The sequence below is a fragment of the Mycobacterium stomatepiae genome (assembly GCF_010731715.1).
Classification (GTDB): Bacteria; Actinomycetota; Actinomycetes; order Mycobacteriales; family Mycobacteriaceae; genus Mycobacterium; species Mycobacterium stomatepiae.
In genome coordinates this window covers 4,418,789-4,439,108 of sequence record NZ_AP022587.1, presented here as the reverse complement: position 1 = coordinate 4,439,108, position 20,320 = coordinate 4,418,789, and the positions used below count along the sequence as shown (strand labels likewise).

General features: G+C 66.6%; 17 protein-coding genes and 3 pseudogenes. 7 read left to right on the top strand and 13 right to left on the bottom strand.

Annotated features, from left to right (window positions below; all coding sequences use genetic code 11):
• Positions 1-236: 236 nt before the first annotated feature.
• Entirely contained in the window at positions 237-2,540 is a 2,304-nt protein-coding gene (locus tag G6N54_RS20980; RefSeq protein WP_163791735.1) for a DEAD/DEAH box helicase, read from the top strand.
• Positions 2,541-2,853: 313 nt separating this feature from the next.
• Complete coding sequence (locus tag G6N54_RS20975) at positions 2,854-3,891, top strand: PAS domain-containing protein (protein WP_163791734.1); 1,038 nt, start codon at positions 2,854-2,856, stop codon at positions 3,889-3,891.
• On the opposite strand, the gene G6N54_RS30710 is transcribed toward G6N54_RS20975, so the two are convergent.
• The 7 genes and pseudogenes from G6N54_RS30710 to ssd all read right to left on the bottom strand — a co-directional run bounded on the left by G6N54_RS30710 (position 3,892) and on the right by ssd (position 8,320).
• Positions 3,892-4,203 (bottom strand): Rv3654c family TadE-like protein, encoded by a 312-nt coding sequence (locus tag G6N54_RS30710; RefSeq protein WP_232072911.1) that lies wholly within the window; start codon positions 4,201-4,203, stop codon positions 3,892-3,894. It abuts the gene before it with no gap.
• Between the two features lie 16 nt (positions 4,204-4,219).
• Positions 4,220-4,522: a TadE family type IV pilus minor pilin gene (locus tag G6N54_RS30705; protein ID WP_163791732.1), complete on the bottom strand. Its 303-nt coding sequence runs from the start codon at positions 4,520-4,522 to the stop codon at positions 4,220-4,222.
• 23 nt (positions 4,523-4,545) lie between these two features.
• Positions 4,546-4,737, bottom strand: coding sequence for a DUF4244 domain-containing protein (locus G6N54_RS20960; RefSeq protein WP_163791731.1), 192 nt, complete (start codon positions 4,735-4,737; stop codon positions 4,546-4,548).
• A 45-nt stretch (positions 4,738-4,782) separates the two neighbouring features.
• Positions 4,783-5,348, bottom strand: a pseudogene (locus G6N54_RS20955) (type II secretion system F family protein).
• Positions 5,345-6,141, bottom strand: a pseudogene (locus G6N54_RS20950) (type II secretion system F family protein). The pseudogenes G6N54_RS20955 and G6N54_RS20950 overlap by 4 nt, the downstream one beginning before the upstream one ends.
• Entirely contained in the window at positions 6,138-7,301 is a 1,164-nt protein-coding gene (locus G6N54_RS20945; protein WP_163791730.1) for a TadA family conjugal transfer-associated ATPase, read from the bottom strand. The pseudogene G6N54_RS20950 and the gene G6N54_RS20945 overlap by 4 nt, the downstream one beginning before the upstream one ends.
• Entirely contained in the window at positions 7,298-8,320 is a 1,023-nt protein-coding gene (ssd, locus tag G6N54_RS20940) for a septum site-determining protein Ssd (RefSeq protein WP_163794870.1), read from the bottom strand. The genes G6N54_RS20945 and ssd overlap by 4 nt, the downstream gene beginning before the upstream one ends.
• Positions 8,321-8,751: 431 nt before the next feature.
• Here ssd and G6N54_RS20935 point away from each other — a divergent pair, with 431 nt between their 5' ends.
• The gene (locus tag G6N54_RS20935) at positions 8,752-9,609 is read left to right on the top strand and encodes an HAD-IB family hydrolase (RefSeq protein WP_163791729.1); all 858 of its coding nucleotides are present in this window, start codon (positions 8,752-8,754) and stop codon (positions 9,607-9,609) included.
• 423 nt (positions 9,610-10,032) lie between these two features.
• Here G6N54_RS20935 and G6N54_RS20930 read toward each other — a convergent pair whose 3' ends face one another.
• From G6N54_RS20930 to G6N54_RS20910, 5 genes are read right to left on the bottom strand one after another with little or no spacing between them, the layout of a single operon-like run.
• Complete coding sequence (locus G6N54_RS20930) at positions 10,033-10,794, bottom strand: Fic family protein (RefSeq protein WP_163791728.1); 762 nt, start codon at positions 10,792-10,794, stop codon at positions 10,033-10,035.
• An 11-nt stretch (positions 10,795-10,805) separates the two neighbouring features.
• A complete protein-coding gene (locus G6N54_RS20925; protein WP_163791727.1) occupies positions 10,806-12,422 on the bottom strand; it encodes a dipeptide ABC transporter ATP-binding protein in 1,617 nt (538 codons plus the stop codon).
• Positions 12,419-13,282, bottom strand: coding sequence for an ABC transporter permease (locus tag G6N54_RS20920; RefSeq protein WP_163791726.1), 864 nt, complete (start codon positions 13,280-13,282; stop codon positions 12,419-12,421). Before G6N54_RS20920 ends, G6N54_RS20925 begins: the two co-directional genes overlap by 4 nt.
• Positions 13,275-14,201, bottom strand: a complete 927-nt coding sequence (locus G6N54_RS20915) for an ABC transporter permease (protein WP_163791725.1) — start codon at positions 14,199-14,201, stop codon at positions 13,275-13,277. Before G6N54_RS20915 ends, G6N54_RS20920 begins: the two co-directional genes overlap by 8 nt.
• 3 nt (positions 14,202-14,204) lie before the next feature.
• A complete protein-coding gene (locus G6N54_RS20910) occupies positions 14,205-15,827 on the bottom strand; it encodes a peptide ABC transporter substrate-binding protein (RefSeq protein ID WP_163791724.1) in 1,623 nt (540 codons plus the stop codon).
• Positions 15,828-15,955: 128 nt separating this feature from the next.
• Between G6N54_RS20910 and G6N54_RS29940 the strand changes: the two genes are divergently transcribed.
• From G6N54_RS29940 to G6N54_RS20890, 4 genes are all read left to right on the top strand, one after another.
• Positions 15,956-16,651 (top strand): nucleoside deaminase, encoded by a 696-nt coding sequence (locus tag G6N54_RS29940; RefSeq protein WP_197939547.1) that lies wholly within the window; start codon positions 15,956-15,958, stop codon positions 16,649-16,651.
• A 71-nt stretch (positions 16,652-16,722) separates the two neighbouring features.
• Positions 16,723-18,048: an FAD-binding oxidoreductase gene (locus G6N54_RS20900; protein ID WP_163791723.1), complete on the top strand. Its 1,326-nt coding sequence runs from the start codon at positions 16,723-16,725 to the stop codon at positions 18,046-18,048.
• Between the two features lie 135 nt (positions 18,049-18,183).
• A complete protein-coding gene (locus tag G6N54_RS20895; protein ID WP_163791722.1) occupies positions 18,184-18,417 on the top strand; it encodes a VOC family protein in 234 nt (77 codons plus the stop codon).
• Between the two features lie 79 nt (positions 18,418-18,496).
• Entirely contained in the window at positions 18,497-19,540 is a 1,044-nt protein-coding gene (locus G6N54_RS20890; protein WP_163791721.1) for an isopenicillin N synthase family dioxygenase, read from the top strand.
• Between the two features lie 148 nt (positions 19,541-19,688).
• Here the strand turns inward: G6N54_RS20890 and G6N54_RS20885 are convergent.
• A pseudogene (locus G6N54_RS20885) lies at positions 19,689-20,153 on the bottom strand (DUF4232 domain-containing protein).
• Positions 20,154-20,320 lie beyond the last annotated feature (167 nt).

The following is a 20,320-nucleotide window of genomic DNA, read 5'->3' as shown; positions in this document are numbered from 1 at the left end:
CCTTTTCTTCAAGGTTCGGAGCACCGCTTTTCGGTGCCCCGGGCCCGTTGTCACCGCCATACCTCACGGAGTAGTCGGAACTTCACCCGACCGTTAACCTCGCAGGAACCGCGGGTCGCAACGTCGATCCTGCGAAGTTTTGACACGAACACAGAAGCTACGACCGCAAACAGTCAACCATGTTCATGGTCTCGGCGACAGACTTGTGTCCCTGACTGATCCTTGGAGGGTGTGACGTGGCGAGTTTCGGCAGCGACCTGCTGGCCGTCGCGCTCGCCGGCACCGCGCCCGACGAGCATCCGCTGCGCCACGTCGCGGAGTTGCCGGCCCGCGGCGGCCGGCCCCACATTTGGCCGGAATGGGCCGAATCCGACGTCATCGCCGCCTTTGCCGACCGGGGTATCAGCGCGCCGTGGTCACATCAATTTGAGGCCGCGGAGCTGGCCCACGCGGGGCGTCATGTCGTGGTCAGCACCGGCACCGCGTCGGGCAAATCGCTGGCCTATCAACTGCCGGTGCTCAATGCGCTGGCGACGGACCCGTTGGCCCGGGTGCTGTACCTGTCGCCGACGAAAGCGCTCGGTCACGACCAATTGCGCGCCGCGCACGCGCTGACGGCCGCCGTGCCGAGACTGGCTGACGTCGTGCCCACCGCCTATGACGGCGACAGTCCCGCCGAGGTGCGCCGCTTCGCGCGAGAGCGCTCGCGCTGGCTGTTCTCCAATCCCGACATGATCCATTTGTCGATCTTGCGCAACCATCCGCGCTGGGCCGTCCTGCTGCGCGGCCTGCGCTTCGTGATCGTCGACGAATGTCATTACTACCGCGGCGTTTTCGGCTCCAACGTGGCGATGGTGTTGCGCCGGCTGCTGCGGTTGTGTGCGCGCTACTCGAGCGCGCCGACGGTGATTTTCGCCAGTGCGACGACGGATTCGCCCGGAACGACGGCGTCCGAACTGATCGGCCTGCCCGTCGAAGAGGTCACCGAAGACGGCTCACCGCAGGGTGAGCGGACCGTGGCGTTGTGGGAACCCGCGTTGCGCACCGACGTCACCGGCGAGCATGGCGCCCCGGTGCGCCGTTCGGCCGGCGTCGAGGCGGCGCGGGTGATGGCCGACCTGGTCGCCGAGGGAGCACAGACGCTGACGTTCGTCCGGTCGCGGCGGGCGGCCGAATTGACCGCGCTTGGCGCCCGGGCGCGACTGGGCGACATTGCCGCGGACCTTGCCCAGACGGTGGCGTCCTATCGGGCCGGTTACCTCGCCGAGGACCGCAACGCGCTGGAGCGCGCGCTGGCCGAGGGCCGATTGCGGGGCCTGGCCACCACCAACGCGCTGGAGCTGGGTGTCGACATCGCCGGGCTGGATGCGGTGGTGCTCGCCGGTTTCCCCGGGACGGTGGCCTCGTTCTGGCAGCAGGCCGGCCGTTCCGGGCGCCGGGGGCAAGGCGCCCTGGTGGTGCTGATCGCCCGCGACGACCCGCTGGACACCTATCTGGTGCACAATCCCGCGGCCCTGCTGGACAAACCGGTCGAACGCGTGGTGATCGACCCGTCCAACCCATACATTTTGGGTCCCCAACTGCTCTGTGCCGCAACGGAATTGCCGCTCGAGGAGGCAGAGGTTCGAGAAATGGGCGCCGGGCAGGTAGCCGAGGGGCTGGTCGACGACGGGCTACTGCGTCGCCGGGGCGGCAAGTACTTTCCCGTACCCGGTCTAGAACCCCATGGCGCGGTGGACATCAGGGGCTCGGCGGGAGGCCAGATCGTCATCGTGGAGGCCGACACCGGCCGACTGCTGGGCAGCACCGGGCTCGGCCAGGCCCCCGCCTCGGTGCATCCGGGAGCGGTTTACCTCCATCAGGGCGACACGTACGTTGTCGATTCGCTGGATCTCGAGGGCGCAATGGCGTTCGTGCACGCCGAGGATCCCGGTTACGCGACGTTCGCGCGCCAAACCACCGACATCAAGGTCACCGGCGGCGGCGAGCAGTCGAGGTTCGGTCCGGTGACCCTGGGCGTGGTGCCGGTCCGGGTCACTCATCAGGTGGTGGGCTACCTGCGCCGGCGATTGTCCGGGGAGGTCATCGATTTCATCGAGCTGGACATGCCCGAGCATGTCCTCGACACCACCGCGGTCATGTACACCATCACGCAGGAAGCATTGGCATACAAGGGGATTGACGGACCACGGATTCCCGCATCGTTGCACGCGGCCGAACATGCGGCGATCGGGCTGCTGCCGTTGGTGGCCAGCTGCGACCGCGGTGACATCGGCGGAATGTCCACGGCGGTCGGCCCGCTCGGTGTGCCCAGCGTGTTCGTCTACGACGGGCATCCGGGCGGGGCGGGCTTCGCCGAACGCGGTTTCCGGCAAGCGCGGACCTGGCTGAGTGCCACCGCGGCGGCGATCGAGGCGTGCGAATGCTCGATGGGCTGTCCGTCCTGCGTGCAGTCTCCCAAGTGCGGCAACGGCAACGACCCGCTGGATAAAGCGGGCGCTGTGCAGGTGCTCAGACTGGTACTTGACGAGTTGCCGTAGAGATCGCGCTGAGCAAACCGAAGGACGGCGACCGACCCCTCGACGGTCGACCTCGACGGAACCGCATATAACAACCGCCGAATGCGCTTCCTAGTGGCTGAAGAAACGCCAGCGTGCTGTCTCAAAGCGCGACCAACGGCCGGAGCACAAAACCTACCAAGGCTGTGATGGCGTTTGCAAACTTACCAGTCACTTAGCGGCGGCGAAGTCGATTCGCGGTATCGCCGAACTGATGTCGCGATGGGCTTTGCTGGAGCGATGACGGCGTGCCCGGGGATCCACAGTTGCCGCGGAGCGCCCTAAAATCGACCTCATGGCCCACGACTGGTTGCTCGTGGAGACACTGGGGGACGAGCCTGCCGTCGTTGCACAGGGGCGGCAGCTCAAGAACCTTGTCCCCATCACCACCTTCCTCCGCCGCAGTCCCCATCTCGCCGCGGTGCGCACCGCCATCGCTGAGACGATGCGCACCGGACAGAGCCTGAGCAGCATCACTCCCAAGCACGACCGGGTGATCCGCACCGAGCCGGTGGTGATGTCCGACGGCTGTATCCACGGCGTGTACGTGTGGACCGGCCCGACCGACATCGATCCGCCCGAGCGGCCCACCGCGGGCCCGCTGAAGTGGGACCTGACCCTGGGTGTCGCGACCGACACGCGGGAGTCGCTGGCCATTAGCGGAAAGAATCCGGAAGTCGAAGTCACGTTCGGCAGAGCGTTTGCCGAAGACCTTCCGTCGCGCGAACTCAATCCGAACGAAACCAAGATACTCGCGATGGCGGTCAAGGCAGAGCCTGGCCAAACAATTTGCAGCACTTGGGATCTCACCGATTGGCAGGGAAATCCCATCCGAATCGGTTTCGTCGGCCGCAGCGGGCTGGAGTCCGGCGCGGACAGCAAGGACAACCTCGTTGCGCGGGCGATGAACTGGCGTGCCGAGCTGAAAGGCCCACTGGTCTCCACCGACGATCTGGCCCTGCGCATCCTCAACGGCCTGCGCCAAGCGGGCGTTCACCGGGCACTCGTCGACCTCAACAACTGGACGCTGCTGAAATGGCTCGACGAACCCTGCACCTTCTACGACTGGCGTGGTGCCGACAAGGACAGGCCGCATGTCCATCCCGACGACGTGTCCCAGATGTCAGCCATGACTAAGGAATTCGGCAAGGGGTCGACCAACCGCGTGCTGCGGATGCGTGGCTTCGACGGCAACTGGGTGCCGGTGCACGTCACGGCGAACCGCGTGGAACTCGAACCGGAGACCTTCGTCGGGCTGGTGTCGCTGCGCTTGCCCAGCGACGAGGAGCTCACCAACGCCGGGTTGCCAAAAGCCCCAGACGACAACGGCTGATCACGCCGCGTCAAAGGGTCCGGCCCGCGCGGCGGCTTGGGCCACACCACCGAACGGCACCGCCACCCGCACGGTCACGACGACATCGAGATCATCCACCCGGCAGCCGATATCGTCGACTCGCATCCCGCGGGCTACCGTAGTCGCCCGCGCGCACGCCGCCGCGGCTCCGGAAGGTAACCGCGCCGCGGCGGCCAGCGCGGCCAGATCAGCAGCTGCCTGCGCACGATGACGTGCCACCACCACGGCGCCGATGTAGACGCTCGCGCCGGTGACACACAGCAGCACGGCGACCATCGCCGCCGCGACCACGGTCGCCGCGCCGCGGTCATCCCGACGGCTCCGCCGCGGAAACCGCCCTGGCGCTGATATCCAACGCGGGCAATATCTTTGAGTGGGCGACGACGGTCGCCACGATGAAGTCGCCGTCACGCCGCACCTGCACCTGCGCGCCGCCCGGGGCGATATGGCGTGCCGCGCCGATCGCCGACCGTTCGTCACCACGCGCGGCCAGTCGGGCGGCCTCGCGAGCGGCATCGACGCAGCGAACCTGCATCGACACGGCCGTGATACCGGCCAGGCATCCCACCAGAACCACGACCAGTGCGGCGATCGCCAACGCCGCTTCCACCGTGCTCGCGCCGGCGCAGCCGGCTAGACCTTGGTGTTGAGTGCACGACCGATGATGTTGGTCAACACCGATACGATTGAATCGCCGGTGACGACCGTGTAGAGAATCGCGCCGAAGGCGGCCGCGGCAATCGTGCCGATGGCGTACTCGACAGTGGACATCCCCGACTCGTCGGCGGCCAGCACCGGCATCCGCGCCATGGCTACGCGAAACATGTTTATCACCAATACATTCTCTCTGTTGTGGTCTTTGTCCGACGTTCACAGCAAGCCCGACTGCAGCACATCTCCGGCCAGCCCCGCCACCAGCGGGACAATGCCGAGGCAGACGAACGCCGGCAGGAAGCAGAGCCCCAGTGGTCCGGCGATCAGCACACCCGCCCGCTCGGCGGCCGCCGCGGCGGCGTGCGCGGCGTCGTGTCGAGCCTGGTCGGCCAGTTCGGCGACGCCGTCGGCCAGCGCGGCACCCGACGAGGCCGAACGCCGGGCCAGCCGCAGCAGCGCATCGGTTTGCACATCGACCGATTTGTCGCGCGAGATCGACCATGCGACAGCGGGATCGGCGCCCAGCGCGAGCAGATCAGCGGCCCGCCGCAATACCCGGGCTAGTTTCGGCGGTGCCGACCCCGCGATCGCGGCGGTCGCGGTCGACACCGCCATCCCGGCTTGCAGGCACACGGCCAGCGGGTCAGACCCCTGCCCGGACTCGCCGGCCCAGCCGGGTCTGGCCGATGCGCGGGAAGTGTTGTGCCGGCCCGTATTCGCACCACAGACGGGCGCGGCCCGATCAACAACGCCGCGGCCAGCAGTACCGCCGCGATACTCATGACCCGGCTCTATCGATGATTCGGTCCGACCACAGCAGCCCGCCGCATGCCAACACCGACCCGACCACCAACAGCCACCCACCGCGTGCCCACTCAGCAGGAAACTTAGCGGCCGCGCCCCGATCAGTTGGCCCAGCAAGACTCCCAGCAGCGGCAGCCCCGCCAATATCGCCGCGGTGGCACGCGCCCCAGCCATGCCCGAATCAACCCGCGACGAGAAGCGCTGGTGTTCAACGATATCGCGTTGCGCGGTACGCATCAGCGTGGCGATCGCAAGGCCGTGATCACTGGCCAGCTGCCAGCACACCGCCAGTCGGTGCCAATGGATGGGCTGCGCCGAACAGCCCGCCACGGCGCGCAAGCCCGCCGTCACGTCTGCGCCCAATCGCGCCCGCGCCGCGACCCCGCGCAGCGACATCGAAACCGCACCAAGGGTTTCATCGGCCGCCACACCAAACGCCCGCACCGGATGCGAACCCACTCGCAGCTCGCCGACCAACACATCGAGCGCGGCTTCCAATGTTTGGCCCTCCTCGATCGCACGGCGGAGCCGACGACGCCGGCGGTAGCGCACGCTCGCCGTGGCGGCCACGATTGCGGCGGCCAGAACTGTCGTCGGCGGCAGCACCACCGCGGCCGCGACAGCGGCGCACGCCGCGAGGCAAACCACCCCGCGCGCGCCGACGACGAGCCGCCGTGCTGAGGTGCAAGCGGCCAGTCGCCGCCGCGGCGATGCCGGAAAGACCAAGAGCGCCAGCGCCGTCAACATCGCGGCGGCGGATATGTGGTTCATGCCGGCAACCGGCTTCGCAGTAGGCGATGCAGCTCGTCGGCAGCGTCGGTCAGCCCCTGATCCGCGCTCCACACCGGCACCGCGCGGACCCGCGCACCTACCTGGCGCAGCAGCGCGATCTCGGCGAGCCGGCGCCGACCGCCGCGGTCCCGGGCGACGTGCAGCAGCACCTGGACCGCCGCGGCGAGCTGGCTGTGCAACGCGGCCCGGTCCAATCCGCCGAGCGCGCCCAACGCCTCGAGCCGTGCGGGGACCTCACCCGGGCTGTTGGCATGCACCGTGCCCGCGCCGCCGTCGTGCCCGGTGTTCAGCGCCGCGAGTAGGTCAACCACTTCGGCGCCCCTGACCTCACCGACCACGATGCGGTCGGGCCGCATCCGCAGCGCCTGCCGGACGAGCTGGCGCACCGGAACCTCGCCCACGCCTTCGATATTCGCGCACCGGGCGACCAAGTTGACCAGATGCGGATGCCGGGGCGCCAATTCGGCGGCATCCTCGACGCACACGATCCGCTCGGTCGGCGATACCGCGCCGAGCATCGCCGCCAGCAAAGTTGTCTTGCCCGCACCGGTGCCGCCGCCCACCAGGAAGGCCAACCGGGCCGCGATGATGTCGGCCACTAGTGCGGCACCCGCGGGCTCGATTGCGCCCGCCGCGGTCAGCGCCGCCAAATCCTGTGTGGCCGGACGCAGGACCCGCAACGACACGCACGTACCGCCGGCGGCCACGGGTGGCAACACCGCGTGCAGCCGAACCGCGAACCCGCCGGCGCCGATGCCGGTCAGCTGGCCGTCGATCCAGGGCTGCGCGTCATCGAGCCGACGACCGGCGGCCAACGCCAGCCGCTGAGCCAGCCGCCGGACCGCGCCCTCGTCGGCAAATCGGATTTGGCTGCGTCGCAAACCGTTTCCATCGTCGACCCACACCGCATCCGGCGCGGTGACCAGGACGTCGGTGGTGCCGTCCGCGCACAGCAACGGCTCGAGGATCCCGGCGCCGGTCAGTTCGGTCTGCAGCACCCGGAGGTTGGCCAGAACCTCGGTGTCGCCGAGCATCCCGCCGGATTCGGCGCGGATCGCGGCGGCGACCACATTGGGCCGCAGCGGCGCCGACTCCGTCGCCAGCCGCTCGCGTACCCGCTCGATAAGCGATCCGCTCACGCCGCCCTGGCCTTCGGTCCCGAGCCCGTGGGAGGCAGCACCGCCAGCACCCGGCGAGCCGCCGCCGTCAGCGCCGATCGCCGCCCCAGGCGCAGGCCACCATGCTCGAGCTGCTCGGCAAGTTGCGGTTGAGCCTTCATCGACGCCAGCAGCGGCAGGCCGGCGATGTCAGCGACCTCCGCCGCGCGCAACCCGCCCGGCGACGGGCCCCGGACCACCAACCCGAGGTTGGGATTGATCACGGCCAGCACCGGCGTCATCGCGGCGGTCGCCGCGCAGGACCGCACATCGCACGGGCTGACGACGACGACAAGGTCGGCGGCATCCAGTGCAGTCTGGGTGGCGTCGGTCAGCCGACGGGGCAGATCGCAGACAACCGTGACTCCCCCGCGCCGGCCCGCATCGATGACCGCGTCCACCGGCCCCGCGTCCAGCTCGTAGCCGCGCCGCGTGCCCGACAGCAGGCTGACGCCGTGCACGCGCGGCAGCGCGTCGCGCACCGCCGACCAGTTCAGCCGGCCGCCCTGCAGTGCCAAGTCGGGCCAGCGCACACCCGGTGTGGCCTCACCGCCGAGCAACAAGTCGACGCCGCCACCCCAGGGATCGAGATCCACCAGTAGTGCGTCGGGCGCGGCCCGCGCCACCGCGGCCGCGAACAGCGAGGCGCCGGCCCCACCGCAACCCCCGATCACCGCGACGGCCGCGCCGCGCGACCCGTCGTCCCGGATCGAGTCAGCGGATTCGGCGAGTTCGCGGACTAATTCGTGTTCCTGCCCGGGCACGAGCAGCACATGCTGGGCGCCGACCGCAACGGCGGCCGCCCAGGTTGCCGTCGTGGGTTCGGCGGCAGTCAGCACGCTGACGTGAGTGCGACGCGGCAGCGCGGCGCGCCCGCAACGGTCCGCGGCCGCCAACCACGTTTTCCGACCGACCGCCGAACCACCGGCGTGCACCACGCGAACGCCGACCGCGGCGGCCACCCGGTCCAGCTCGTCGCGCAGGATCGGGTCGGTCAACACCGCGAGCACACCCGCGGAACCTCTCGCTTCGGCGCCGGTCGCAATAGTCACCCCACCACCGTGCGGGCAGCTCGGGGTGCGACGCGCGCCTGCCCCGACGGATAACACTGTGCCCGCAACGCGCGAAGGCTGCGTCAAATGGTCTGAATACCGGGAAAATTACCCCAGAAATGGGACGACCCCCGCCAGTGGGGGGAGGAGGCGGAGGTCGTCGTGCATCAGCCCCGGGGGGTCGGGCTGATACACCCTCGGCTCAGGCCGAGTAATGCTTACTATACACACGACAGTGGGCGGTGCCGCAAGTGGTTGTTTTTTTCAAAGAAACAGTTTGAGCCGCAAAAATACCGCTGGCCTGGTCTGTTACCCCCTGCTCACGGATGATTTTGCCGGCAACCCCCGGACGCGTCGAGTCACCGACCTATGCTGTGTCGGTGACCGTCTCGGACCCGGAAGCGCATCAGCAAACCTCGGCGCAGACAGCCGCAAACGGCACGCCGCACGCCCGCACCGCGGCCTTTTTCGATCTGGATAAGACGATCATCGCCAAGTCCAGCACCCTGGCATTCAGCAAACCGTTCTTCAACCAGGGACTGCTCAATCGCCGCGCCGTGCTCAAGTCCAGCTACGCTCAATTCATCTTTCTGCTGTCCGGTGCCGATCATGACCAGATGGACCGAATGCGCGCTCACATGACCAACATGTGCACCGGGTGGGACGTCGCTCAGGTCAAATCGATCGTCAACGAAACCCTGCACAACATCGTGACTCCGCTGGTGTTCGCCGAGGCTGCAGACCTGATCGCCGCGCACAAATTGTGCGGCCGCGATGTGGTCGTGGTGTCCGCCTCCGGCGAGGAAATCGTCGCCCCGATCGCCCGCGCGCTGGGCGCCACGCATGCGATGGCGACGCGGATGGTCGTCGAAGACGGCAAGTACACCGGCGACGTCGCCTTCTACTGCTTCGGCGAGGGCAAGGTCCGGGCGATCCGCGAACTGGCCGCCCGCGAGGGCTATCCGCTGGAACACTGCTACGCCTACTCGGACTCGATCACCGACCTGCCGATGCTCGAGTCGGTCGGGCATCCGAGCGTGGTCAACCCCGATCGCGGCTTGCGCAAGGAAGCGACCGAACGTGGTTGGCCCGTGCTGAGTTTCTCGCGACCGATCTCGCTGTGCGACCGGATCCCGGCGCCGTCGGGGGCGGCGATCGCCACCACGGCCGCGGTGAGTATCACCGCGCTGGCCGCCGGTGCCGTCACCTACTCGCTGCTGCGCCGCTTCGCGTTCTAATTCCAGCAAACCTGCCGAGCGCGCAACTTCCTGTGAATTCGCAACGTTCGCAGAATTGGACCTTGCTGTGCTAAGGCTCTAGGAGTACAAAGGAACCACGGAAGCCCGGTAAGGCCTAGGTCGATCCGGAAGAGAAGGTTCGTTCTCCCAGCCCGGGCGCCCAGCACGGTACTCGGCACCCACGCGGAGTCATAGCCGCGATAATGGCAGAAGTGTTGCGGGCCTGCGTAATTGCGAAAATGCAGAAAGTATGAACAGCCCTTTGGGTGGGGTTGTAACTTGAAGCGTCGCAAGATCGCCGAGGCCACCCACGCACCTCGAACATGCACGCTTGGTAACCGAGTTCCCTGCTAGCGGGCGGCGGACCGAATTTTTCGGAGCGCCGCCCGCTCTACATGTCTGGACCTCTTTCGCGAGTGTCGCTCATCCCTTGCCTGGCAACGACTCCGCGATCGACAACGCTTCCTGTTCGCCGGCCTGCATGGCCCGGCAGCACAGCACCAACCAGGCTCCGACACCGGCCGGCGTGCCCTCGGCGAATCCGCTTGCGGCAGCACGATAATCGCCCGGTTTGCGCATCCAGCTCACCTCCGGCACACCCAGCCCGTGCGGATCTAGACCGCTGGCGATCGTCACCAGCCGAGATACCGCCCGCGCGACCACTCCGTCGGCGCTGCCAAAGGGCATGAGCGTCAACAGTTCTCCGTGCGTGACCGCGGCGACCACCGGCGCCGGCACCCGCGTGCGACCGGTCACCAACTCGCCGAGCAACTCGAGACGCGGAGAGATCTCGGGATCGGAGCGCGGGCGGCCCAATTGTTCGTCGTCGACCTGGTCGGCCGCCGCCAGCATGTGCAGCCGCGCCAGCGCCTGCAACGGAGATCGCCGCCAGACGCCGACCAGCGCTCCCCCGCCGCCCTCTAGCGCCTGGGCCACCCGCAGTGCTCCGCCGAACACCGGATCGCTCACCCCCGAGCTGTCGGCCAAGTCCTCGAACCGCACCGGGCCACCGTCGAGCACCGAAGAAGCGCGTGCCGCCCGCAACGCGGCCTCGGCGGCGGTCACCGGCCAGCCGCGCAGGTTCGCCCGATGCCGGTGCGCGCGGCCCAACGCGTCGCGGGCCCGATCACTTGCCTCGGCGACGCCGGGGAGGTCCATCAGCGGAGCCAGCGGGTCTGCCGTCACAGGTTGCAAACCTATCGGGGCGGTATGGACGTGCCGGGAATGGCCTCCAGCAATTGACGGGTGTACTCGTGGCCGGGCCTGGTGAACAGCTCTTCGGTGGCCGCGTGTTCCACGATCCGCCCGCCGCGCATCACCAGCACGTCGTCGGCGATCTGCCGGATCACCGCCAGGTCGTGGCTGATGAACAGGTAGGCCAAGCCCAGTTCGGCCTGCAGCGTGGCCAGCAGATCCAAGATCTGTGCCTGTACCAGCACGTCGAGCGCCGAGACCGCCTCATCGCACACCAGCACCTCGGGCCGCAGTGCCAACGCCCGCGCGATCGCGACGCGCTGGCGCTGGCCGCCCGAGAGCTCGCGCGGCAACCTGCCCAGCACCGACGACGGTAGGGCCACGTGGTCGACGAGCTCGCGCACCGCTTTCTCGCGCTGACGACGGTCGCCGACGCGGTGGATCCGCAACGGCTCCTCGATGGCGCGGAACACCGAGTACATGGGATCGAGGCTGCTGTACGGGTTCTGGAACACCGGTTGCATGCGCCGACGAAACGCCATCATCGCGTCCCGGTCCAGCGCGCTGGAGATCTCGTTACCGTCGAAAACAACCGTTCCCGAGGTGGGTTGGAGTAAACCCAGCGCCATGCGGGCCACCGTCGATTTGCCCGATCCCGATTCGCCGACGATGGCCAGGGTGCTGCCCCGCCGCAGCCGGAACGACACCGCGTCGACGGCGCGGAGGTCAGTCCGGCGCCACGGCGCGCCGTGCGACTCGCGGTAGACCTTGGTCAGCTCAGAGGCGACGAGGATGTCGTCGCCTCGGGTGTCCGCCGCCGGCCGCGCGGACGCAGCGCGACGGACCGTCAGCGACGGCGCCGCGGCCAGCAGCCGGCGGGTGTACTCGTGCTGCGGATTGGCCAGGATCGACTGCGCGGCACCGGATTCCACCACCACGCCGCGATGCACGACGACCACTTGCGCGGCCCGCTCGGCCGCCAGCGCCAGGTCGTGGGTGATCAGCAACAGCGCGGTGTCCAGTTCGTCGGTGAGGCGCTGCAAATGATCGAGCACTTGCCGTTGCACCGTGACGTCCAGCGCGGACGTCGGCTCGTCGGCGATCAGCAGCTGCGGGTGACCCGCCAGCCCGATGGCGATCAGCGCACGCTGGCACATGCCGCCGGACAATTGGTGCGGATATTTCTCCGCCTGCTTCTCCGGATCCGGCATGCCGGCCTGGGCGAGCAGCTGCACCGCCCGGCGCCGCGCCTGCCGGCCATCGGTGTTGGCGCGCAACGCCTCCGAGATCTGGAAGCCGACCTTCCAGACAGGATTGAGGTTGGTCATCGGGTCTTGCGGTACGTAGCCGATGCGCCGGCCCCGAATGGAACGGAGCAGCCGACGGTCAGCGGAGGTGATGTCCTGACCGTCAAACACGATGCGGCCGGCCGTAATACGCCCGCCGGGCGGTAACAGCCCCAGGACCGCGGCGGCCGTGGTCGATTTCCCCGATCCCGATTCGCCTACCACGGCGACGGTCTGGCCGCGCATCACGCTCAGATCGACGCCGCTCACGGCGGGGGCGTGGTCGCCGAACCTGACCTCCAGGCCCTCGACCTTCAACAGCGGGGTGCTCATGCCCGCTCCGCTCGCGAGGCCGGGTCCAGGGCGTCGCGCAGGGCGTCGCCCATCATCATGAACGCCAGCACCGTCACCGCCAGCGCGCCGGCGGGATAGAACAAGATCGGCGAGCCTGCCCGCAGCCGCGTCTGCGCCAGGTTGATGTCGCCGCCCCACGACACCACTGAGGTCGGCAGTCCGACGCCCAGGTAGGACAGCGTCGCCTCGGTGACGATGAAAGCGCCCAGCGCGATCGTGGACATCGCGATCACCGGGCCCGCGGCGTTGGGCAGCGCGTGCCGTAGCAGGGTTTGAAACCTACTCAATCCCAATGCTTTCGCCGCGAGCACATAGTCGCTGGCCCGGACCTCGAGCACCGCGCCGCGGGCGATCCTGGCCACCTGCGGCCAGCCGAACAATGCGAGGATGGCGATCACCGTCCACACCGTCCGATGGTGCAAGACTTGCATCAGCACGATGGCGGCCAGCAGCAGCGGCAGCCCGAAGAACACGTCGGTGACGCGCGAGACCACCGCGTCGATCCAGCCGCCGTAGAAGCCGGCCAGCGCGCCCACCGCCCCGCCGACGACGAACACCAGCAGGGTCGCGCCCAACCCGACCGTCACCGACGCGCGCGCCCCGTAGACGGTGCGCGCGTAGATGTCGTGGCCCTGCAGATCCGTACCGAACCAGTGCGCGGCCGACGGATCGAGCAGGCTTTGGCTGGGATCGGCGTAGGTGGGGTCCACGCCGGTGAAAAGCGCCGGAAACAGTGCGACCAGCAGGATGAGCAACATCAGTGCCGCGGCGACGACGAACTTCGGGCGCCGGTGCAACTTGCGCCACGTCTCACCCCAAAAGCCCGAGTGCTCAGCCATAGCGGATCCTCGGGTCCAGCGCCGCGTAGAGCAGATCGACCAGCAGGTTGGTGATCAAGTAGATCAGCACCAGCACGGTCACGATCGACACCACGGTCGGCGCCTCCCGCCGGGTGACAGCTTGATACAGCACACCGCCGACGCCGTGAATATTGAAGATGCCTTCGGTCACAATGGCTCCGCCCATCAGCGCACCCACGTCGGCTCCCAGGAACGTCACCACCGGGATCAGCGAGTTGCGCAGGATGTGCACGGTCACGACCCGCGGCCGCGACAGCCCCTTTGCGGTGGCGGTGCGCACATAGTCGGCGTGCGCATTGGCGGCCACCGCCGATCGGGTGAGCCGCACAATGTAAGCGAATGATACTGACCCCAAGACTATTCCGGGCAGCAACAGGCGCGCGAACGTCGCCCGTTCGCCGACGGTGACCGGCGCGATACCCAGCTGGACGCCGAACAGGAACTGGGCCAGAAAACCCAGCACGAAGATCGGTATCGCGACGATGATCAGTCCGGTGATCAGCACCGCCGAATCGAATAGCCCGCCCTGGCGCAGCCCGGATATCACGCCGAACCCGATTCCCAGCACCGCCTCCACCACCAACGCGATCAGCGCCAGCCGGATAGTGACCGGAAACGCGTGTGCCAGGACGGCGCTGACCGGTAGGCCGGAGTAGGCGCGACCCAGGTCGCCGTGCAGCACGCCGCCGATGTAGCGCAGGTATTGCAGCAGGAACGGATCGTCGAGGTGGTAGCGCGCCCGCAGCTGCGCGGCCACCGCCGGAGTCAGCGGCCGGTCACCGGCGATCGCGGCCAAGGGGTCACCGGGCAATAGGAAGACCATGCCGTAGATCAGCAACGTGGCGCCCAAAAAGACGGGCACCATGACGGCGATCCGCCGTGCGATATACCAACCCATGTCTTAGGCCTTGACGATGCTCTCGTAGTCGGGCAGCCCGTTCCACGTGACCTTGACTTTGCCGACCTGAGGCGACCACCCGATCACGGCAATGTAATACCAGAGCGGCACAGCGGGCATGTCGTGCAACAGGATTCGCTGCGCGACGTTGACCAGAACGTCAGCCTGCCGCAGGCTCGGCGCGGCCTCGGCGACCGCGAGACCGGCGTCGAACTCTCGGCTGGAGTATCCGACGTCGTTGGATCCCGCGCCGGTGGCGTACAGCGGGGCGAGGAACTCGATCATCGACGGATAGTCACCGATCCAGCCGGCACGGAAGGCGGTGTCGATGGTGCGATTGGTGATCTGGGTGCGGAACCCCGCGAAGGTGGGCTGCGGCGCGCCGGCGGCGTCGATGCCGAGCACGTTTTTGATGCTGTTGGCCACCGCGTCCACCCACTCTTGATGGCCGCTGTCGGCGTTGTAGGCGATGGCGTATCGCCCGCTCCACGGCGAGATCGCGTTGGCCTGCGCCCAGAGTTGCCGTGCCCGTTCGGGATTGAAGTCCAGGGCGTCGTTTCCCGGGATGTTCGGGTCGAACCCCGGCAGGGAGCGGGCGGTGAAATCGCGGGCCGGGCTGCGGGTGCCATTGAAAATCTGCTGACAGATCTGCGGGCGGTTGATGGCCGCCGACAGGGCCAACCGCCGCAGCCGTCCCTCCTCACCGCCGAAATGCGGCAGCCGCAGCGGAGTGTCGAGAGATTGGCTGACCGCGACCGGTCCGCTGGCGGCGTTGCCGCCCAGGTCGCGCTTGTAGATCGTCAACGCGCTGGACGGAATGGTGTCCAGGACATCGAGGTTGCCGGACAGCAGGTCGGCATAGGCGGTGTCGAGGTTGCCGTAGAACTCGAACCTCAGGCCCTTGTTGTGCGGCATGCGGTTGCCGTGATACTCGGGATTGGGTTTCAAGTCGATCTTCACGTTGTGCTCCCAGGCCGGCCCGTCGGGACTGTCGGCCAGCCGATAGGGACCGTCGCCCACCGGGTTGCGCCCGAAGGCCGCCATGTCGCGAAATGCCATGTCCGGCAGGGGATAGAACGCGCTGTGGCCCAGTCGCAATTTGAAATCGACGGTGGGCGCCTTGAGCCGCACGGTGAACTCGAGATCGTTGACCACCTGCAAGCCGGACATCGTGGTTGGCCTGCCGTCACCCGGCGCCCCGGCGACGTCGTCGAATCCTGCGATCGGGCTGAAAAACTCTTGCTGCAGTAGGGCGTTGGCACTCAGAGCACCGTAGTTCCATGCGTCGACGAACGAGTGTGCCGTCACCGCGGAGCCGTCGGTGAACTTCCAGCCGGGTTTGAGGATGATCCGGTAGTTGACGTTGTCGGTGGTCTCGATCGACTGGGCGACCTCCGGCGCCGGTTTGCCGTCGGCGTCGTAGGACACCAAACCGGCGAACAGCCGGTCCAGGATCCGCCCGCCGAGGCTGTCATTGGTCCCGGTCGGTATCAGCGGGTTGGGCGGTTCGCCGCCGTTCACCACGACCAGTTCGGGGCTCAGCGCGCCGCCACCACAGCCGGCCGTCGACGCGACCGTCAGCACAACGACGGCAGCCATCGTGGCCGCAACTCTTACTCGACACATCAGCTACGACCTTAAGGCCTTGCGTTGCGGTTTCTCACGACTAGCAAGTTCGGATGCGGGACCTGTCCGAGCACCCCGATGTCGCCGATCAGCTGGGTACGATGGCCGTATGCCCGAGGCCCCGCAGAATGCAGAAGATTGTGGCCAGCGCTGAAGCTTCCACCCGACGACGCTTTTTGCGACTCGCCGGTATCGGTGCCGGGGCGATTACCGCCGCATGCTCCGGAACCGATGGAGCCACGAAGGCTTCGCCGACAACGCACCCGGTCGACGCCACCGCACCCCTTGACCTTCCGTATCTTTTCGACGGGGATCCTCAAGCCCAACAGGTCGCTCGCTCGCTACTGGCAGCCACCCCCGGCGCCGAGGAATTGCACAGGCACGAGCAGTTCATGCGGCTAGCTATCGAGCTGGCGAACAACAATCCATCTCGCCCGTTCGCGGCGGTCATTGTGGATCACACGAGTGGTGAGGTGCTTGCACAGGGCGTAAACAATCGTTCGGCAAACCCGACATCACATGGCGAAATGGTGGCGATCAGCGATTACATCAGCCGCCACGGCAACGCGGACTGGGACCAGGTCTCGTTATACTCCACCGCCGAGCCATGCGTAATGTGCTGTGGTGCAATAGCTTTAGTAGGAATTCCGCGGATAGTGTGGGCAAGTTCTATTGCTACTGTCCTGCGTTCCGATATCCCGCAATTCGAAATCTCTGCGATCGAGGCAATCGCGCGTGCCCACCAGCTCTACCGCCCAGAGCTCGCCCTCCCCGGAGTACTCGCCGCAGAGACGGACAAGCATTTCGCCGCGCGTCAGCGATAAAAAACCACACCGAACTTCGTCAGGTCGGCAAATCGTATACAATAGTCAGTATTATATGTGATAGGGCGGCCATGAACTACGTAGACGAGCTTGTCGGTGCAGCTGGCGAGGACTCGGTGCGGATCGACCTTGCTGCCCGCCAGCGAGCGTCGAAAGACTTCGCATGGCTTTCACCGATATTGGCCCGGGATCTTCCGGACGTCATCGCCGATGTCGTTGTGCGGCCCAGACATCGCGAGCAGATTCCAGCGATACTCGCCGTGGCCTACCGACACCGAATACCTCTAGTCCCTCGTGGGCGAGGGACGGGCAATTACGGGCAGGCGGTGCCGCTGCACGGTGGGATCGTGTTGGATCTATCCGACTGTCGCACCGTGCTTTCCATCGATGACGAATTCGTGATCGCCGAAGCGGGATGTACGTTCGAACAACTCGAATCCGAACTCACCGCTGTCGGACGCGAGGTAGCGGTCATGCCTTCAACCGCTACCAGCACCATCGGCGGCTTTCTGTCCGGTGGCAACCAGGGAATTGGCTCTATCGAGCACGGTTCCATCTGGGACGGCTGGGTGCATGAACTCACTATCGTGGGATGCCAGCCCCAGCCCCAGCCACTACAGGTCAGCGGCGAAGGTCTTCGCCGCCATTTGCACGCGTTCGGTACCACCGGTGTGATCACGACGGTGACACTGCGGCACAGCGCAAAGCGCGACCGCACGGCCCTGTTCGGGTCGTTCACAACCATGAAACAAGCGGCACATGCAGGCCAGCAGTTGATGGATCTTCCCCAGCTGCCACGTGCGATCAGCGTCGACGACGAGGCGGCATACCGGCATTATCCGCAACACAGCGGAATGGTTGGTGCTGTGCTGCTGCGAACGATCCTGGATGTGGACCAGGTCGACGCCGCGCGGGCCATCGTTGTCGCCGCCGGCGGACAAGTCACTGCGACCGATGTCAAAGCCATTGGGGCTATTTCGCGTTCGGTGTACAACCACACCACGGTCATGGTCGCCCGCGGGCGCCCGGGGACAACCGCGGTGCAGATCAGGGGCAACGCGATCATCGATCACGAGGAGGACGTTCGTCGGGTATTGCCTGAGGTCTGCATTCACCTCGATGGCAATGCCCCCGCTGGGTACGGCAAGGGCTTTTCCGGACTGCTCTTTTCGCAATGGATCGACGACGCTACCCTCGCTCGAGGCATCGGCGCGCTGCGCGAGCTGGGAGTCAGAGTGGTCAGTCCGCACACGTGGATGGTCGGCAGCCACGGTGGGCTCGAACATTATCAAGCAGCATCCGCACAACACGATCCCCTTGGCCTGCTCAATCCCGGAAAGCTGCCAGCCTCCGGCAGGCCAATCTCAGCTTTCGTAACGACACGAGCGATAAGATGAAGGTCGATCACCTTGCCCTCAACGTGACGAATCTGGACGAACGGGTCGCCACCTTTTGTGAACTCGGCATGGTGGTGCGCCGCCGGGGAACCTTGAGCTCAGACCCGACGCGCCGCATCGTAATGCTCTCAGATAGTGATCGAATTCAAGATCGAGCTGATCGAATCACCCACCGATGGCCTGGCCCACTTGGCCATGGCGGCCGACGATGTCGACGACACGTTCACCGAATTGCTGCGGATCGGCCTTGCCGCTGAACGCATACCGCATCGGCTGGAAGCGGCCAAGGCGCGCAGCGCACTGCTATCCGACGAATTCGGATTCCAAATCCAGCTGATCGCCTACGACGCCGACAGCCCCGACATATGAACTCCTCCCAAAAAGGCGTGCGCCCAGGCGCACTGCTGCACGCACTCTCTCCCTCTCCCCCGGTTGAAAGATTTTCATTATGAACGGCTTTGACATCCCGACAATCGACATCTCGCCATACCTGGACGACGCAAATCCCAACCGGAAAGCCGTGGTACCCCGCAAAATCGATGCTGCCGCTCGCACTGTCGGCTTCGTTCAGATCGTTGGCCACGGGGTTGCCAGCGGACTCAGCGATCAACTTGCTGACGCGATGGACAAGTTTTTCAGCCGGGATATCGAGTACAAGAAGATGCTGCAGTCTCCCACCAACCGCGGCTACACGCCGCCCAAGTCCGAACGATTAGCGCTGAGCCTTGGCGTCGATAAAGCGCATCGGCTGAACGACTTTTTCGAAGCGTTCAACGTCGGCAGCACGAGGGCTGACTATCCAGGCGCCGACCTAGACTCGAAAGATTACCCAGAAAACGCGTGGCCCAACGACTCCGATGGCTTCCGGGCTGCGGCGGAGGCGTGGTTTTCCCAGATGACAGTGACGTCGACGCTGCTGATGCAGATCTTTGCCAACGCGTTGAGCCTCGAACCTGGATACTTCGATCCCTATCTGGACCATTCCCGATACATCCTGCGGCTCAACAACTATGCGCTGCCCGTCGGCGAAAAGGTCACCGTCGACAACGATCTAATCGGCGTGGGGGAACACACCGACTTCGGCATTTTCACGATCCTGTGGGCCGACGATGTCAAAGGCCTTCAGGTCTTAGGCCCCGACCACACCTGGCGCGACGTCTCGCCTGCGCCCGGGGCACTATTGATCAACTTTGGTGACGCGATGGCACGGTGGACCAACGACACCTGGAGGTCGACTCTGCATCGGGTCAAGCCGCCGATCATCGACAACGTCGTCCGGCGCCGCCGCTCGGCGGCGTTCTTCACCGGCGGCAACGTCGACGCCGTCATCGCGCCGTTGCCCAGCCTGGTTCCCGCAGGCACCTCACCCCTGTATCCCCCCATCACCATCGGCCAGCACATCAATCACAAGCTGCGTGGCGCCCAAGAACTCGTCGTCAACACCGACGGCACCGACCGCGAGAGCAGTCGGGCGTTGGCCGCGAACGACTAAACCCAGGGATCCGCACCCGCAGCTGAAGGTGGTGCAGTGCATCGACGGCACCACAAACAGTTCCGACTGCCCGGCGGGCGTCAACGGGGTCAGCTACCCGCCTCCGCCCGTCGGCTATTGCCTGCAGCGGGCGAGCCGTTACTAGGCCCTACTGCTCCAACGCGGTGACCGGATGCACCTGTAGTTCGCAGGCGTCGATGGTGGCCGGCACGGTGAGCACGATGACCGTATTAGGCGGGTTGACCTGTAGCGCGGTGTAGGTGGGTCACGGGTTGCCCGCACGGTCGACGGCCACCCCCTCCACGATTGCCTGTCCCTGTGCCGCCAGCGCCAGGGTGACGGTGGGCGGGACGTCGCCGTCGTTGGGCAACCCGCCCATGTAGCCACGCAGCGTGGGCTTGGCGTGAATGTCCGGCCCGCCGTCACTCGTCTCGATCGCGGGGTAACCGGTCAGCGTGCACGGCTCCGCGCCGCCGGCGAGGCTGAACATCAGGGTCACCGAACGGTGGCCGACGGCGGCCTCCGTCGGGCCAGCGGTGACGGCGACCTGGTCGGAGCGGCACGGCTCCGCCTGCTCCCCGACCGGCACCGCCGCGGCGTGCGATGCCACCACGACGAGCACCGCGTAACTCGTTGCGGCCGCGGCAAAGCTGCGAAGTACGCAACGGCCACGCTGCCGGCGAGATTCCCGCACAACGGTGATTATGCGCCATGACAACCGTGATTACCCCCGGATTGAATCGCACAGCTTCAACTGGCGGGTCTAGGCTCACAAACGGT